General features: G+C 60.1%; 12 protein-coding genes and 1 tRNA gene. All 13 read left to right on the top strand.

Annotation, left to right across the window (positions count from 1 at the left end; all coding sequences use genetic code 11):
* Positions 1-93: 93 nt before the first annotated feature.
* Positions 94-855: an ABC transporter permease gene (locus Q1X90_RS02105; protein WP_300766002.1), complete on the top strand. Its 762-nt coding sequence runs from the start codon at positions 94-96 to the stop codon at positions 853-855.
* A gap of 82 nt (positions 856-937) precedes the next feature.
* The gene (locus Q1X90_RS02100; RefSeq protein WP_300766001.1) at positions 938-2053 is read left to right on the top strand and encodes a spermidine/putrescine ABC transporter substrate-binding protein; all 1116 of its coding nucleotides are present in this window, start codon (positions 938-940) and stop codon (positions 2051-2053) included.
* A 138-nt stretch (positions 2054-2191) separates the two neighbouring features.
* Positions 2192-3319, top strand: coding sequence for an extracellular solute-binding protein (locus tag Q1X90_RS02095; RefSeq protein WP_300766000.1), 1128 nt, complete (start codon positions 2192-2194; stop codon positions 3317-3319).
* Positions 3319-4971, top strand: a complete 1653-nt coding sequence (locus Q1X90_RS02090) for an amidohydrolase (RefSeq protein ID WP_300765999.1) — start codon at positions 3319-3321, stop codon at positions 4969-4971. The genes Q1X90_RS02095 and Q1X90_RS02090 overlap by 1 nt, the downstream gene beginning before the upstream one ends.
* A gap of 177 nt (positions 4972-5148) precedes the next feature.
* The gene (locus Q1X90_RS02085; protein WP_300765998.1) at positions 5149-6525 is read left to right on the top strand and encodes an aspartate aminotransferase family protein; all 1377 of its coding nucleotides are present in this window, start codon (positions 5149-5151) and stop codon (positions 6523-6525) included.
* Between the two features lie 79 nt (positions 6526-6604).
* The gene (locus tag Q1X90_RS02080; RefSeq protein WP_300765997.1) at positions 6605-7945 is read left to right on the top strand and encodes an aldehyde dehydrogenase family protein; all 1341 of its coding nucleotides are present in this window, start codon (positions 6605-6607) and stop codon (positions 7943-7945) included.
* Positions 7946-8080: 135 nt separating this feature from the next.
* A tRNA-Ser gene (locus Q1X90_RS02075) sits at positions 8081-8167 on the top strand.
* 145 nt (positions 8168-8312) lie between these two features.
* Entirely contained in the window at positions 8313-8969 is a 657-nt protein-coding gene (locus Q1X90_RS02070) for a YigZ family protein (RefSeq protein ID WP_300765996.1), read from the top strand.
* A 50-nt stretch (positions 8970-9019) separates the two neighbouring features.
* The gene (locus Q1X90_RS02065; protein WP_300765995.1) at positions 9020-9631 is read left to right on the top strand and encodes a HEAT repeat domain-containing protein; all 612 of its coding nucleotides are present in this window, start codon (positions 9020-9022) and stop codon (positions 9629-9631) included.
* Between the two features lie 64 nt (positions 9632-9695).
* Complete coding sequence (gene malQ / locus Q1X90_RS02060; protein WP_300765994.1) at positions 9696-11861, top strand: 4-alpha-glucanotransferase; 2166 nt, start codon at positions 9696-9698, stop codon at positions 11859-11861.
* Between the two features lie 258 nt (positions 11862-12119).
* On the top strand, positions 12120-12569 hold the full coding sequence (rplM, locus tag Q1X90_RS02055; protein ID WP_300765993.1) for a 50S ribosomal protein L13: 450 nt from the start codon (positions 12120-12122) through the stop codon (positions 12567-12569).
* 20 nt (positions 12570-12589) lie between these two features.
* Positions 12590-13078, top strand: coding sequence for a 30S ribosomal protein S9 (gene rpsI / locus Q1X90_RS02050; RefSeq protein ID WP_300765992.1), 489 nt, complete (start codon positions 12590-12592; stop codon positions 13076-13078).
* 291 nt (positions 13079-13369) lie between these two features.
* Positions 13370-16102: a bifunctional acetaldehyde-CoA/alcohol dehydrogenase gene (adhE, locus tag Q1X90_RS02045; protein ID WP_300765991.1), complete on the top strand. Its 2733-nt coding sequence runs from the start codon at positions 13370-13372 to the stop codon at positions 16100-16102.
* Positions 16103-16160 lie beyond the last annotated feature (58 nt).

Raw genomic sequence — 16160 nt, 5'->3', positions numbered from 1 at the left:
TCGTCTCGAACCGTCGGTGAGCCCGTTGGACGGCCGTTGAGCACGCGACGATCTGGGCGGCATAACGGCAACTCCCTAAGAAGGTTTCCCGGAGTGACGCCCATAGGCATTCTGGTTTTGTTCTTTCTGTACGTCCCCATGATCTTCGTGGTCGTGTTCGCCTTCAACGGAGGTCAGCAGGCTCTGTTGTGGAAGGGTTTCTCCGTGAGATGGTTCGGCAAGGTCTTCACCGATTCCTCGATCATATCCGCGACCCTCGTGTCGTTGGAGGTCGCTTCCATCGCCATGACGCTATCCACGATTCTCGGCGTCGCTTTCGTCCTCGCCGCGGACAACATGTCGCGGGCCGGTTCGGCCCTTGCCTCCGGTCTGATCAACGCGTCCCTGATCATCCCCGAAGTAGTTTTGGGCATATCGACCATGGCGTTCATCAGACTGTTGGGAATGTCGCCGGGATTCATCCCGCTGATTCTGGCGCACACGACGTTTTGCATACCTTTCGTCGTCATGCCGTTGCGGGCGAGGATCCAGACCGTTGATCAGTCGTGCTTCGAAGCGGCGGTGGATCTGGGGGCCACCCGTATGCGGACGGTGATGAGGGTGACTCTTCCCATGTTGACCCCCGCGATCATCTCGGGTGCGCTCATGGCCTTCGTGATCTCGATGGACGATTTCATGATCTCGAATTTCCTCACATCCGCGGGAACCACCACATTGCCGATTTATATCTTCTCCCTGATTCGTAAGGGAGTGAATCCCAGCATCAACGTCGTGGCGACGATGCTGCTGCTGATGGCGATCATCGTGACCGTGGTGTCCACACTTCTGACCAGCGGTCGGAAGGATGAGTCGTGACATTCACCTGTGCACGAAGGGTGTCAGGTGCGCCGCCGGTGGCGCTGGAGAGAAAAAGCAGGGAAATGGAGAAAGGATGCCCATGTCGGTAATGAGAAAGATGGTGCCGTTTGGTTTGGTCGCCGCGTTGGTCCTCGCCACAGGAGCCTGTAGCGGTGGTGTGAGCGATTCCGTGTCGTCTGGGTCCACGTCCGCGGCGACGGGCAAGTTCACGGCGGCCACAGGTGGCGAATTGCATGTGTACACTTGGGCTGGATACTTGCCGGACAGCGTGATCAAGTCCTATGAGAAGGCCACGGGGACGAAAGTTTCCGTAGACACCTTCGACAGCAACGAGGCGCTTGAGGCCAAGCTGAAGTCCACTGGCGGAACGGGCTACGACATCGTCATGCCCAGCGATTACATGGTCAAGCAGATGATCTCCGAGGGTCTGCTGCTCAAATTCGATACGTCCAGCCTTCCGAACGCGAAGAACATCGACGACGAGTTCACCAGCCCCTACTACGACACCAAGCTGGAGTACTCGGCCCCCTACATCGTTGGATACACGGGAATAGTCTACGATTCGTCAACCATTCCCGCCGCGGATGCGCCGACGTCATGGAAGAAGTTCTTCGCCTTGTCCTCGTCTTTTGGCAAGGCCCAGGTGCTCGATGATCAGATCGAGATCACCAATGCGGCATTGAGGGCGGTGGACTCGGATCAGTGCTCGACCAACGCCAATGACTACCAAAAGGCGTCGAAGCTTCTGTCGAACTTCAAAAGCAAGGTCGGTGTTCTCAGCTCCGAGGGGGTCGCGGACCGTTTGGCCTCCGGAGAGGAGAAGTATGGCATGGCGTGGAGTTACGACGCGTATCAGGCCATTACGTCGAATCCGAATCTCACATTCGTCTATCCCACCGACGGTACGTCGAAATTCGTCGACAATATGGCCATCTCGGCCGGCGCCAAGAACGTGGCCCAAGCCAAGACGTTCATCAATTGGATGCTCAACCCGAAAAACAAGGAACCAGTGGAGGAGGCGGGCGGCGCCGGAAGCGTCCTCAAAGGTGGGGACGAGCTACTTCCGGAGAAGATGCGGGAAAGCAACGTCATTGTTCCCTCCAGTGTGGAACTCAAGACGCTGCGGATAGAGAAGTCGTGCTCCAACAAGGTCAACGACTATTACACGCAGCTTTTCGAGGACTTCCGTCGCTAGCCATATCTGCATCGTCGCATGGATCGTCGGCGTGCGAGGTGACGGCATAGCCGACTGCAGAACGGACGGCGGGTAAGACGGGAACACCACCACCACAAGGAAAGCGCAAGGCACGGAAAACACGAGAAGGGAAGAGTTATGTCGTTGACGAAACATGCGATGATGCGCATTGTCGGGGCTGCCGGGTCGACGGTGGCGCTGGTTCTGTCTGTAGCGGGGTGCTCGGTGTCCTCTGCATCAGATGGCTCGGGCTCCTCGGACACCCAGGCGCCTGCCTTTACTGCGGCGACGTCAGGGGTGCTGCATATCTATACGTGGTCGGACTACTTTCCCGAGTCCGCGCTCAAGGCCTTCACTAAGGAAACGGGAATCAAGACGACGATCGACTATTACCAGAACAACGAGGAGCTCATCTCGAAGTTGGAGGTTGCGGGAACTTCGGGATATGACGTTGTCGTTCCCAGCGGATACGCGGTCAAGGAAATGATCGTCAAAGGTCTGCTGATGAAGTTCGATGCGCTGGATCTTCCCAATGGAAAGTACATTTCCACGGCTGGGCGGCACCCCTATTTCGACAAGAATCGAGAGTACTCGGCTCCCTATCTCTATGGAGTGACGGGGTACATGTACGACTCCTCCAAACTGGCGAAAGGCGAAAAGGCGCCGACCACATGGAAGGACTATTTCACGTCAAGCGCGGCATGGTCGGCGACTCCGGGAATCCATGACGATCAGAACGACGGCGTCAACGCGGCGCTTCTGGCTACAGGGGGGACTCCCTGCACGAACAATGCCAAGGAGCTGCAGGCAGCCAGCGATCTTCTGATGAGTTTCAAGAAGAGGGTGAAAAACATCAGCTCGAACGGAACATTGGACCGTTTGGTGACGGGCGAGAACACCGATTCGATGATCTGGAATGGTTACGGGCACAGGGCGGCCGCGGAGAACAAGAACCTCATCTGGGTCTATCCAAAAGAGGGTGCGCTCATGTACCAGGACAACTGGTCGATTCCGAGCGGGGTGAAAAACGTTCAGCAGGCCATGACTTTCATCAACTGGATGATGAAACCGAAGAACTCTTTACGTGCGGTTGAGTACAACAACTACAACTCATACATCAAGGGGGTCGAGGACCTCATGCCTGCCGACCTGAAGAACGATTCGGCCATCATCACTCCCAGCAATGTCAAGCTCATGGACGTTCCGCAGTGTTCCACGGCGGTCGTGAACAAATACACCCAGATCTGGGAACAATTCAAGGAGTGATGATGAGTCAGATGCTGCTGTCGCGCACAGACCACCGCGATGATGCCCTTCACGTTTTCCATAATGGCCGGGTGTGGGTCCGTAAGGGTGTGACGACATCCGCAATCGCAGTGAGGGGAGCGGTCGTCGTCGCCTTGGGGGAAGCCGCCGAGCACTTGTCCGCCGAGGCCGACGAGGTGGTGGACCTGCGTTCGGGGCTGCTGCTTCCCGCTTTTGGCGACGGTCACAGCCACCCCATCTTCGGGGGATTGGAATCGCAGGGTCCTGATGTCGCTCATGCGACGAGCATCCCCCAGATTCAGCACGCGTTGAGGGATTGGGCTGATTCGCATCCGGGTGGCGGTTGGATTTTTGCCGCGAGCTATGATCCCGCCCTCGCGCAAGGGGGATCCTTCGACGCGCGATGGATAGACGAGGTCGTCCCTGATCGTCCGGTGTGGCTTCGGGCCCACGACTACCACACCGCGTGGTGCAATTCCCGAGCGCTCGCATTGGCGGGAATAACGGCTGCCACGCCCGATCCTCCCCTTGGTCGCATAGATCGACGGGAGGGCGGCGAGCCCAAAGGGACGCTTCGTGAGTGGGGGGCCGTCGATTTGCTTGCGAAGGTGGCCCCTCATCCGTCGCGTGAGTCTTTAGATCGCGCGTTGCACACCGCGTGCGAGGAACAGAACAAGTGCGGCGTGACGTGGATGCAGGACGCCTGGGTGGATGAGGGCATGGATCTGCCGTATCGCGATCTTCTGTCACAGGGGGATCTCTCCGTGCGGTCCAATCTGGCTTTCAGGGCGGACTCCCGATACTGGCGCAGGCAATTTGAGGGTTTTCAACGCGCTCGCCAGGACATACGCAACATGGGGCAGGAGCGTTTTCTTGACGCGCGGACAGTGAAGTTTTTCGCCGATGGAGTCATCGAATCCGGGACGGGAGCGATGCTCGAACCCTACCTCGATGACGGTGGCGGGAATGGAATGGAGGTGTGGGATCACGATGAGCTGGCAGAGGCGGTCATGTTCGCCGATTCTTTGGGTTTCCAGGTGCATATTCATGCGATAGGAGACCGCGCCGTTCGCAACGCGCTTGACGCCATCGAGGCGGCGATGCGGCGCAACGCTGGTTGGGACAGACGGCCGGTCGTCACCCATGTCCAGATCATCGATGAGCACGATATGGGTCGGTTCGCGGATCTGGGGGTGATTGTCAACGTCGAGTCTTTGTGGATGCAGCAGGACGCACTGATGGTCCGTCTCACGGAGCCCCGTCTTGGTGAGGTGAGATCTCGCCGCCAGTATGCCTTGGCCGACCTGCACAAGGCCGGCGTCACGCTGTCCCACGGTTCGGATTGGCCTATCTCCAGCAACAATCCAGTGATGTCCATCGGGCGTGCGGTGACCCGGAAGACAGATCAGGGCGTGCCGGAGGAGGGGTGGATTCCCGAGGAGAGGATCGCCGTCGAAGACGCCATCGACATGGCCACCCGAGGTAGCGCCATGCAGGGGTTCACCGAAGGATTCCGGGGGACTCTCGATGTCGGGCGCCATGCGGACATGGTTCTTCTTGAGAGGGACATCACAGCGATTCCCCCGGACGACATCGCCCGCACGCGCGTTCTGGGGACGTGGCTTGACGGATCTCGGGTTTATGAGAGATGACGCCTCGCGTCGGCGGAAGCAACGAATCGTTCCTACGAGACGATGGAATTCGAATTGTTGTAAGTTCACGGCGAAGAAATAATTATCTGATTAGGTAAAAACACCACTAAAAACGAAGTTCCCGGCGTCTACTGATGTGAATGTCGTCGTCTAGGGAATGGACATAAGGAGAATCCCATGATGGGAAACATCGATTCGACACGACTCAAGGAACTGACCGCGAAGGAGTCCGACAAGCTCGACGCGAAGCTGGTCAAGTCGCGCGAGATGTACGGGAAGGCGCGCGAGCATCTGTGCAACGGCGTCGCCTCGTCGTATCAGCTGCGTGACCCGTGGCCGATCTACGTGGACCACGGGGAGGGGTCCCGCGTGTGGGATGTGGATGGCAATGAATACTACGACTTCCACAACGGCTTCGGCGCCATGGTCCAGGGGCATGCGAATCCGGTGATTGGCGAGGCGGTGAACACGCGATTCGCCAAGGGCACGCACTTCGCGCTCCCCGACGAGGATGACTTCGTTGTCGCCGGCGAGCTGTCGGAACGTTTCGGACTTCCGAAGTGGAGGTACACGAATTCGGGATCCGAGTCCACAATGGACGCCATTCGCATCGCGCGCGCGTACACGCACAGGGACCCCATCATGAAGATATTCGGGTCCTACCATGGCCATCACGACGCGGTGATGATATCCATCGCCGAGGATTACGACAAGATCGGCGATCGTCTGCATCTGAGGTCCCTTCCCTATGGAGCGGGAATTCCTGCGGCGACAATCCCCCTGACCGTGCCGGTGCCCTTCAATGACGCCGAGGCGCTGGAGCATCGAATCGTCGAGATGGAGAGGGACGGATCGGCGCCCGCCTGCCTGATCATGGAGGCGTGTCTGATGAACATGTCCATCGTGCCGCCGGAGCCGGGGTATCTGGAGGCCGTGAGGGACATCACGACCCGGCACGGCATGGTGCTGATATTCGATGAGGTCAAAACGGGTCTGACCATAGGCCCCGGTGGCGCCACAAAGCTGTTTGGAGTGCGTCCCGACATGGTCACCATGGCCAAGGCGCTGGGTGGCGGGCTTCCTATGGGAGCCATCGGAGGCACCGAGGAGGTCATGAGCGTGGTCGAAAGCGGAGAGGTCTACCAGGTGGGCACATACAGCGGAAATCCTCTGTGCGTGGCCGCCGCGCGTGCGAACCTGGAGAAGGTTCTCACTCCGGATGCCTACGATCATTTCGATCATCTCAACAAGCGTCTTATGGATGGATGCAGCGAGGTGGTTCATCGCTATGGATTCCCCGGATACGCGGTGGGATTCGGAGCCAAGGGCTGCGTGACCTTCTCGCCGCACAAAATAGTCGATTATGTGACGTTCAGGCAGGGCCAGCGCTCGGACCTGAACCAGCTGTGCTGGCTGTACGCCATGAACAGGGGCGTGTTCATGACGCCCGGTCGCGAGGAGGAATGGACCCTCTCCGTCGCCCATGACGACAAGGCGTGCGACGCGTACATCGAGGCCTTCTCGCAGATGGCCCGCGATCTCATGTCCGACTGAGAGACCAATCCGGTCTGAGGGATGTCCGGCGGCTTCGTGCGGAGCGCAGGCCGTATTCGGAGAGGAAAGGAAGTGTGCGATGTACGCGGTTACGAATCCGGCCACTGGCGAGGTCGAGGAGACGTTTGAGACATTCGATGACGAGCGGGTCGCAGAGGCGGTCGCGGCGGCGGATCGGGCGTACCGGGGATGGTTCCACGAGTCCACGCTTGCCCGACGCGTCGAATTGATGAAGGCGGTGGCCGCCGCGTACCGCGACCAGCGCGACGTTTTGGCCGACATCATCCATCATGAGATGGGAAAAAGCGTTGAGGAGGCGCTGGGCGAGGTCGACTTCTCGGCGGATATCTACGACTATTACGCCGACAATGCCCAGGAGCTTCTGATGGATATGCCGGTGGATCGAGTGGCGGGAGGCGATGCCGTGGTGCGCAAGCTGCCCATCGGACCTCTGGTGGGAATCATGCCGTGGAACTACCCCTATTATCAGGTCGCTCGCTTCGCTGCTCCCAATCTGCTCATAGGCAACACCATCATCCTCAAGCACTCCTCCATGTGCCCCAAGTCCTCGGCCGCCATGGAATCCATCATCCGTGACGCCGGATTCCCGTATGGCTCCTACGTGAACGTGTATGCCACAGTCGAGCAGATCGGGCGCGTTATCGAGGATCCGCGCGTCCGCGGCGTCTCGCTGACCGGTTCCGAGCGCGCCGGGCGGCAAGTGGCCGCCACCGCCGGGCGCGCTTTGAAGAAGGTGGTGTGCGAGCTTGGCGGGAACGATGCCTTCATCGTCATGAGCGCCGACGATCTCGACCGTGTGGTGGATTACGCCATAGCTGCCAGGTACGAGAACGTCGGGCAGATCTGCAATGGCGCGAAGAGGTTCATCATCGTTGATGATCTGTACGACCGTTTTCTCGAATCCTTCGTCGTGGCGTCGAAGGCGTTGGATCTCGCTCCTCTATGCTCGCGCGAGGCCGCGGCGTCACTGAGCGCGCAGGTCCACAGGGCGCTGGACGACGGGGCGTCCCTCGTCATGGGCGATCCCGACAACCATGGCGCGTATCTCGGTCCCGTGATTCTTGAGGACATTCCCCGGGATTCGCATGCCCGCCACGAGGAGTTCTTCGGTCCCGTCTCCCAGTTCTACCGGGTTCGCGACGCCGCGGAGGCTCTGGATGTGGCGAACGACACCTCCTATGGCCTGGGGTCCTATGTTTTCACGACGGATCCCGCCGAGGCCGAGTTCTTCGCCGATGGGCTGGAGACGGGGATGACCTATGTCAACGAGGCGGGCGCCGACAGCGCCGAGCTTCCTTTTGGAGGTGTGAAGAATTCGGGCTTCGGGCGTGAGATGGGCGTGCTTGGCATGAGGGAGTTCGTCAATCTCAAGCTCATCACGCATCGTCGTGACGCTTAGTCCGGGATGCCACTCCTTCGGGAACGGTCGATCGGACTCGGCCGATTGGAGGGGCTCGTCGACGCACGGTGTTGTCGGCGGGTCAAATCCGCATGGGATGGTACAGTAATCACTTGTTGCGCCAGCGCGTAACGTGGAGTCATGCCTGAGTGGCCGATAGGGGCACCCTGCTAAGGTGTTAGTCGCGTAAGCGGCTCGAGGGTTCGAATCCCTCTGACTCCGCAAGACAGGGGCTTCGGGAGTTTTCGGGGCCCTTTTGTGATTCCTGTTATTGATTTTCGGGCCGGTGCTTTTCCGGTTACCGGCCAGTGGGATTCCGGGTGTCCCGCGCAACCGGTTCCCACGGACTGTCGACGGGATGTGGCGGATGACGGACAAGCTGTTCACCGTGGTAGATGACCCCGGGACCCCTGCCGTCCATGAGTACGACCAGCGCCGATCGCGTTTCCTCGCGCGGGTTTCCCATGTCGATGACGCGGTTGGTGTGACGCGGGCCGTGGAAAGTGCGCGGCGTGGAAATCCCAAGGCGCGGCACGTCGTTCATGCGTCCATTCTTGGGTCGGATCCAGGGTCGCTGGATGTGCGTATGGGCGATGATGGGGAGCCTTCGGGAACCGCGGCCCGTCCGATGCTGGATATTCTTCGTGCCAGACATCTGACTGATTGCGTCGTTGTCGTGACTCGGTATTTTGGTGGGGTCCTTCTGGGAGCGGGAGGTCTTGTGCGGGCTTATTCCGCGGCGGCCTCCGGAGCGCTGGATGCCGCGCGTCTCGCGGCTCTCGTCGAATGCTGGGCGTATTCGATCGTCGCCGATTACGCGTCGTTCGCAGTTGTCGAGACGGTGGCCGCGCGATCGTCCGCGCGCATTCTGCGGGTCGATTACGGGGAACGTGTCGAATGCGAGATCGCCGTGCCGTGCGGCGAATCCTCTGGTTTCGAGCTCGGGATCCGGGAGCGAACCGCCGGATACGTCCAGCCGGAACGTCGGGGCGTCGTCCGTATCGCGGTACCGATCCGCGCCTAGTCCACCATCGGAGCTGATGCGTCATGGAGGCTGGGGATAAAGTGGGGGATATGAGCCAGACGAATGATGACGACGGTTTTGAGCCTTTGACCGTCACCTACGAGAAGTTGCGGCATTCGGACGACTCGGCCTCGCTGAGCGAATTCGCGCGCAGACCTCTTCCCGACAGGTCGGATCAGGCGGCTTTCTCCCGTGCCACCGCCTTGCTGGAGGCGGTGGCCGGGAATGACAGGACCCCCGTCGAGGATCGTATATACCTTGCCACCGAGATGCCATTTCCCAACGTGCTGGTGAAGCTGTCAACGGATCATGATCCGTTGGTCCGGGCGGCTGTGGCGGGAAATGCGAATGACAAGAACTGGCTTGTGGGCCGACTGGCGAAGGACCCCGATTCTAGGGTGAGGGCCGCCGCCTTGCGCAACCCGCAGGCCTCATGGCGGACGCGGCTTGAGGGGGCGGAGGATTCGGCGATCGATTCCGGAACGTTGTCCTTTCTGGCGACTCTGGGGGCGGGGGAGGATGACGGGGCTCCCGCCGTCCTCGCTGCCATGGTTCGTCGTGCGGTCGCTGCGAACGGCTCCTGCGACGATGAGACCCGGCGCGCTCTGGCCTCGGATTCCGATTCCGGGGTGCGCCGGATGGCCTCTCGGGAAGGGGCCTGATAAGTCTCGGCGTGTCATGGCTCATCGCACTGCGTGAGCGGGGTCGGGGGGTTACACTGGCCGTATGACAGAGAAGACCGAAAGCGAAGAACGTCTGGCCCGTCCGCTCATCCGTCTTGCCAAGCTTGTTGGCGTCGGCACGGACTATGTTGGGCAGTCCGACGACTACCACCAGATTGACGACGGGGTTCTGGTCGCCATCCTGAAGGCTCTGGGCATCGATGCCTCGAACGATGCGGCCATTGATGAGTCCATCCGAGAGATACTTGACGCTCGACATGAACGGCTCGTTCCACCCACCATTCTCCACACCACTGGTGAGGATTCCCAGGTCTCCGTGAACACCGGGATATTGGAGATACCCGTGGCCTCGATCACTCTGGAATCGGGAGCGGAATATGAGGGTGTGATTGAGACCGGTCCGGGAGATGGCTCCCAGGCATATTCGCTGGGGGACAAGTTCGTTTCCACCGCGACGGTGACCATTCCGTCCGATCTCCCCATGGGGTACCACACTCTGCATGTCAGTGTGGGCGATCGCACGCAGGATGCCACGGTGATTTCCGCGCCGGACCACATCGCGCTTCCTGATTTTCTTGAGAAGGAACAGCTCTGGGGATGGATGGCGCAGCTGTACTCGATTCGTTCCGAGGGATCGTGGGGCGTCGGCGATTACGAGGATCTCAAGTCCATGCTTGTCGCCGCCAAGGCAAGGACAAAGGCCGACTTCATTCTCATCAACCCTCTTCATGCGAGCGAGCCGATAGCTCCGCTCACTCCATCGCCCTATCTTCCCATTTCGCGCCGGTTCGTGAACTTCACCTACATCAGACCAGAATCGATTCCCGAGTACGCGATGCTCGATGCCGACGTGAGACATCAGATCACCGAACTCCACGACCAGGTCGAGCCGCTCAACGGAGACGCCCAGCTGATTGACCGTGACACGATGTGGCGCGTCAAGATGAGGGCTTTGTGGATCATCTTCAAGTCCGGCCGCCCCAAGCAGCGGCAGGATGAGTTCGATGCCTTCCGGAGCGAGAGCGGCGCCGATCTCGAGTCATATGCCACGTGGTGCCTGTGCTATGACAAGTGGGGCGAGCCGGGCGACTCCGATGACAATTGGGAGCGTCGCTTCAATCGCGAGTCTCCCGAGGTCGCCGGACTCAGGCAGCAGTTCCCTGATACTTTGGACTTCTATCGCTGGCTGGAGTGGATTGCCACCCAGCAGTTGGAGGATGCGCAGAGGTCGGCCAAGGAGTCCGGGATGCGTCTGGGCATCATGGCCGACATGGCCGTTGGTGTGCACCCGACGGGTTCGGACGTGTGGTGGAATCCCGAAAGGTTTGCGAAGGGCGCCACTGTGGGTGCGCCTCCGGACTACTTCAACCAGCAGGGGCAGAATTGGAGTCAGCCCCCACTGAGTCCTGTGGAGCTTGAGAACACCGGATACGTGGTCTATCGCGATATGGTCCATGGGATGTTCGCCAAGGCGGGCGCCGTCAGAATCGACCATATTCTGGGATTGTTCCGCCTGTGGTGGATTCCGGAGGGCTGTAGCGCCAAAGATGGCGCGTACGTCTACTACGATTCGGAGATCATGCTTGGGATCCTTGCGATCGAGGCCAGCCGTGCCGGCGGGGTCGTCGTCGGAGAGGATCTCGGAGTCGTTCCCCCGTATGTGACGAAGTCCCTATCCAAGCATGGGGTGTTCGGCTGCACGGTCGAGTGGTTCGAGCAGAGCAACGGCGTGTTCCGCAAGCCGTCGTCGTGGCGCGTGAACGCCCTCGCTTCGGTGAATACCCATGATCTTCCACCGGCGTCGGGCTATCTCAGCTACGAGCAGGTCAAGATCAGGCAGCGCCTGAACCTTCTGACCACGTCGGCCGAGGAGTTCAAGGCCGACGCGGTCAAGGAGCACAACGCCATGATGGCGATGCTTGTGGAGAACGGATTTTTGGATCCGGAGCTGCTCAAGGATGAGGACGCGCATCAGCAGGAAATCGTTGAGGCCCTGTACAAGGCCCTCAAGGGGGCTCCGAGCAGGCTACTCGCGGCGGCCGTCGTCGATGGCGTGGGAGAGCGGCGCGCGCAGAACCAACCCGGCACGAACAACGAGTATCCCAATTGGAGGATTCCGTTGGCCGATGCGAATGGGGACGTCGTCCCGCTGGAGACGCTGTTCGACAATCCGAGGATGCAGTCGCTCGCCGACATCATGAACGGCTGATCGGGTTTGGATCGTTGCCGTGTGGGCTCGCGTGGGTTGGAGTCGGAATCCGACCCACGCGAGCCGGCATGTTGCGGTTCGTCCATACCGGCGATATAGTAAAGGATTGTTGTGTTTCCCTAAGGGGTCCTTCAAAGCGCTTCCCACTCGCCACCGAGGACTTTCAGGGAGCCCACGGTAATGAGACCAGTTGTCACCTCGCGCGTCAGCGCGTGATGGCCGCGGTCCGGAACACAATATCGAGAAAAAGGTACACTCGTGAAAACGTTCACACCAAAGTCGGACGATCTGACTCATGATTGGTATGTCGTCGACGCCACAGATGTGGTTCTCGGACGTCTCGCCACGCAGGTGGCCACGCTGCTTCGCGGCAAGAACAAGCCCACCTTCGCGCCCCACGCGGATTCCGGCAACCATGTCATCGTCATCAACGCGGCGAAGGTCGCTTTGACTGGCAACAAGATGGGCAAGGAGCTCTACTCCCATTCCGGTCGACCGGGAGGATTGCGCGCGGACACATACGCAAGGCTGCTCGCGACGAACCCCGACCGTATCATCATCTCCGCGGTTCGTGGCATGCTGCCCAAGAACCGTCTGGCGAGCGTTCAGTTGGGACGTCTGCATGTGTTTGAGGGATCCGAGCATCCCCATACACCGCAGAAGCCCACGATCTTCGAGATCACTCAGGTCTCGCAGCAGGCCAAGTGAACCGAAGGGAGAAAATGACCATGGCTGATAACACCACATCCTCCGCCGTCGAGGCCGAGGACAATCTGACGTCATACACCACCGAGACCAACTCCGGGGCCGGCACCGGCACGTCCGCGATCGCTCCGGGCTACGGCACAGGCCGCCGCAAGGAGGCCATCGCCCGCGTCCGTCTCGTTCCCGGCAGCGGCCAGTGGACGATCAATGGGCGCACCCTTGACGGATACTTCCCGTCCAGGCTTCTGCAGCGCGAGGTGAATTCCCCGATCGTTCTGCTCAAGCTCGAGAACAAATTCGATGTCATCGTGCTCGTCGATGGTGGAGGCAAGACCGGTCAGGCCGGTGCCATCCGCCTCGGTGTGGCCCGTGCGCTCAACAGCATCGACCGCGACGCCAATCGTCCCACCTTGAAGAAGGCCGGATTCCTGACTCGCGACGCGCGTGCTGTCGAGCGTAAGAAGGCGGGTCTGCACAAGGCTCGTCGCGCTCCGCAGTTCTCGAAGCGCTAAACGTCGACCTCCGTCCTTGCCGTTCTGGTCCATGGGGACCGGGACGGCATTTTTTATCCGGACATGGGCTTGCCGGTGCCCGGACCGGTGCGCCGCCTAAACGCACGGAAGCACACACAATAGTTTCAACCCCGCACATGCCCAGGCCGACTTCATTCATGAAACGCTCAACTCCACGCAGTCCCGCGGCTCGTACATCTTGTCCGATACATTGTGATGCAGGTCACAAATAGGTGACGTTGACGATGCCCGTCGACCATTGCGCAATGGGCATTATGTGAGGAGGACTGCATGTCAGACGAACACAATGACGCGAATCTCGCCAAGCCCACGCCCGAGGAGGTCCAGGCGCAGGCGCAGGCCGAGGTGGACGCCCTTGTGGGCAAGGCCCAAGAGGCGTTGGCGGAGTTCGAGCGTCTCGATCAGGAGCAGGTGGACCGGATTGTCGCCAAAGCCTCGATCGCCGCCCTGAATAAGCACCTTGTACTCGCCAAGATGGCCGTCGATGAGACGGGCCGCGGTCTTGTGGAGGACAAGGCCACGAAGAACATCTTCGCTTGCGAGCATGTCACGAACTATCTGGCGAATCAGCGAACGGTAGGCGTGATTCGATCGGATGACGTCCTGGGAATCGATGAGATAGCCGAGCCCGTGGGTGTCGTGGCCGGAGTCACTCCAGTCACGAATCCCACATCGACGGCGATTTTCAAATCGCTGATAGCGCTTAAAACGCGCTGCCCCATCATCTTCGGATTCCACCCCTTCGCGCAGAAGAGCTCTTCGGAGGCGGCTCGAATCGTCCGCGACGCGGCAGTGGCGGCGGGCGCGCCTGAGAACTGCATCCAATGGATCGAGCATCCGTCCATTCAGGCCACCGGCGCGTTGATGAACCATCCGGGGGTGGCGACCATCCTCGCGACCGGGGGGCCCGGCATGGTCAAGGCCGCGTACACCTCAGGGAAACCGGCGTTGGGCGTGGGCCCCGGAAATGCCCCCGCATATGTCGATTCCGATGTTGACGTGATCAGGGCGGCGAACGATCTGGTCCTGTCCAAGCATTTCGACTACGGAATGATCTGTGCGACGGAGCAGGCGATCATCGCCCGCAAGGAGATTTACTCCGCGCTTATCGACGAGCTGAAGCGCCGCCGGGCCTATTTCGTCAATGATGAGGAGAAGGCGAAGCTGGAGCAGTACATGTTCGGCTGCGTTTCATATTCCGGGAAGACGCCGAAGCTCAATTCGGTCGTTCCCGGCAAGTCCCCGCAGTTCATCGCGCACGCCGCGGGGTTCGAGGTTCCCGATGATGTGACCATCCTCGCCGCGGAGTGCAAGGAGGTGGGCGAGAATGAGCCTCTGACCATGGAGAAGCTCGCTCCCGTACAGGCCGTTCTCAAGGCGGACGATCAGGAGCAGGGCTTCCTCATGTGCGAGAAGATGCTGGAGCACGGAGCCGGGCACACTGCGGCCATCCACACGAACAACGAGGATCTTGTGCGTGAGTATGGGCTGCGGATGCATGCCTGCAGAATCATCTGGAACTCCCCGTCCTCGCTGGGTGGCATCGGAGACATCTACAACGCGATAGCGCCCTCGCTGACGCTGGGCTGCGGCTCCTATGGCGGCAATTCGGTGTCGGGCAACGTACAAGCCGTGAATCTCATCAACATCAAGCGGATCGCGCGGAGGAACAACAACATGCAGTGGTTCAAGATTCCTGCGAAGACCTATTTCGAGCCGAACGCCATCCGCTATCTTCGCGACATGTATGGCATCGAGCGCGCGGTCATCGTATGCGACAGGGTTATGGAGCAACTGGGCATCGTCGACAAGGTGATCGATCAGCTTCGTGCGAGGCACAACCGTGTGACCTTCCGGATCATCGATTATGTCGAGCCGGAGCCTTCGGTGGAGACCGTCGAGCGGGGCGCCTCCATGATGCGTGACGAGTTCCAGCCCGACACCATCATCGCCGTTGGTGGGGGATCGCCCATGGACGCGGCGAAGATCATGTGGCTCCTCTATGAGCGTCCGGAGATCGCCTTCTCCGATGTCCGGGAGAAGTTCTTCGACATCCGCAAACGCGCCTTCAAGATTCCGCCGCTCGGGAACAAGGCCAAACTCGTGTGCATTCCAACCTCCTCGGGAACGGGTTCCGAGGTGACGCCGTTCGCGGTGATCACCGATCATAAGACCGGCTATAAATATCCGATAACCGATTACGCGCTGACGCCATCCGTCGCCATCGTCGACCCGGTCTTGGCGCGCACCCAGCCGCGCACACTGGCCCAGGACTCCGGATTCGATGCCTTGACCCATGCCATGGAGGCCTATGTCTCCGTCTACGCCAACGACTTCACCGATGCGATGGCACTGCATGCCGCACGGTTGATTTGGGACAATCTCGACATGTCGGTGAACGGTGAGGACGGCGAGGAACGCACACTGGCCAAGGAGCGAATGCACAACGCCGCCACGATGGCGGGCATGGCTTTCGGCTCCGCGTTCCTGGGGATGTGCCATGGAATGGCCCATACGATCGGAGCGCTGTGCCATATCGCCCACGGGCGCACGAATTCCGTGCTCCTGCCTTATGTGATCCGGTACAACGGCTCGATTCCGATGGAGCCGACAAGTTGGCCGAAGTACAACAAGTACGTGGCCGCCGAGCGCTATCAGGATCTGGCTCGCGACCTTGGTGTCAATCCCGGAAAGACGCCTCAGGAGGGAGTGGAGAACCTTGCTCTGGCCGTTGAGGAATACCGCGACGTCAAATTGGGCATGAACTCCAGCTTCCAACAGCTCGGCGTTGACGAGGATTATTTCTGGAGCGTTCTCGATCAGATCGGCATGCGGGCGTTCGAGGACCAGTGCACCCCGGCCAATCCGCGGGTTCCTCAGATCGAGGACATGAAGGACATCGCAATTGCGGCGTACTACGGGGTTAGCCAGAGTGAGGGGCATCGTCTGCGGGTGCGGCGTGAGGGAGAGGACGCGACCGAAGAGGCCTCGGAAAGGCTGTGACGGTTATCTGATCGCTGTGAGGGCGGCGCCGATAAGGCGACGAATCAGGTGGGGGCAA

Source organism: uncultured Bifidobacterium sp. (genome assembly GCF_949292005.1).
Taxonomy (GTDB): Bacteria; Actinomycetota; Actinomycetes; order Actinomycetales; family Bifidobacteriaceae; genus Bifidobacterium.
Note: the sequence above shows the minus strand (reverse complement) of the source record. Positions and strands in the feature narration are given on the sequence as shown.

Excerpts from the sequence above, each read along its gene's own strand:
- Q1X90_RS02100 (WP_300766001.1), top strand. The coding sequence starts at position 938 with ATGTCGGTAATGAGAAAGATGGTGCCGTTTGGTTTGGTCGCCGCGTTG.
- Q1X90_RS02095 (WP_300766000.1), top strand. The coding sequence starts at position 2,192 with ATGTCGTTGACGAAACATGCGATGATGCGCATTGTCGGGGCTGCCGGG.
- Q1X90_RS02090 (WP_300765999.1), top strand. The coding sequence starts at position 3,319 with ATGATGAGTCAGATGCTGCTGTCGCGCACAGACCACCGCGATGATGCC.
- Q1X90_RS02085 (WP_300765998.1), top strand. The coding sequence starts at position 5,149 with ATGATGGGAAACATCGATTCGACACGACTCAAGGAACTGACCGCGAAG.
- Q1X90_RS02080 (WP_300765997.1), top strand. The coding sequence starts at position 6,605 with ATGTACGCGGTTACGAATCCGGCCACTGGCGAGGTCGAGGAGACGTTT.
- Q1X90_RS02070 (WP_300765996.1), top strand. The coding sequence starts at position 8,313 with ATGACGGACAAGCTGTTCACCGTGGTAGATGACCCCGGGACCCCTGCC.
- Q1X90_RS02065 (WP_300765995.1), top strand. The coding sequence starts at position 9,020 with ATGAGCCAGACGAATGATGACGACGGTTTTGAGCCTTTGACCGTCACC.
- malQ (WP_300765994.1), top strand. The coding sequence starts at position 9,696 with ATGACAGAGAAGACCGAAAGCGAAGAACGTCTGGCCCGTCCGCTCATC.
- rpsI (WP_300765992.1), top strand. The coding sequence starts at position 12,590 with ATGGCTGATAACACCACATCCTCCGCCGTCGAGGCCGAGGACAATCTG.
- adhE (WP_300765991.1), top strand. The coding sequence starts at position 13,370 with ATGTCAGACGAACACAATGACGCGAATCTCGCCAAGCCCACGCCCGAG.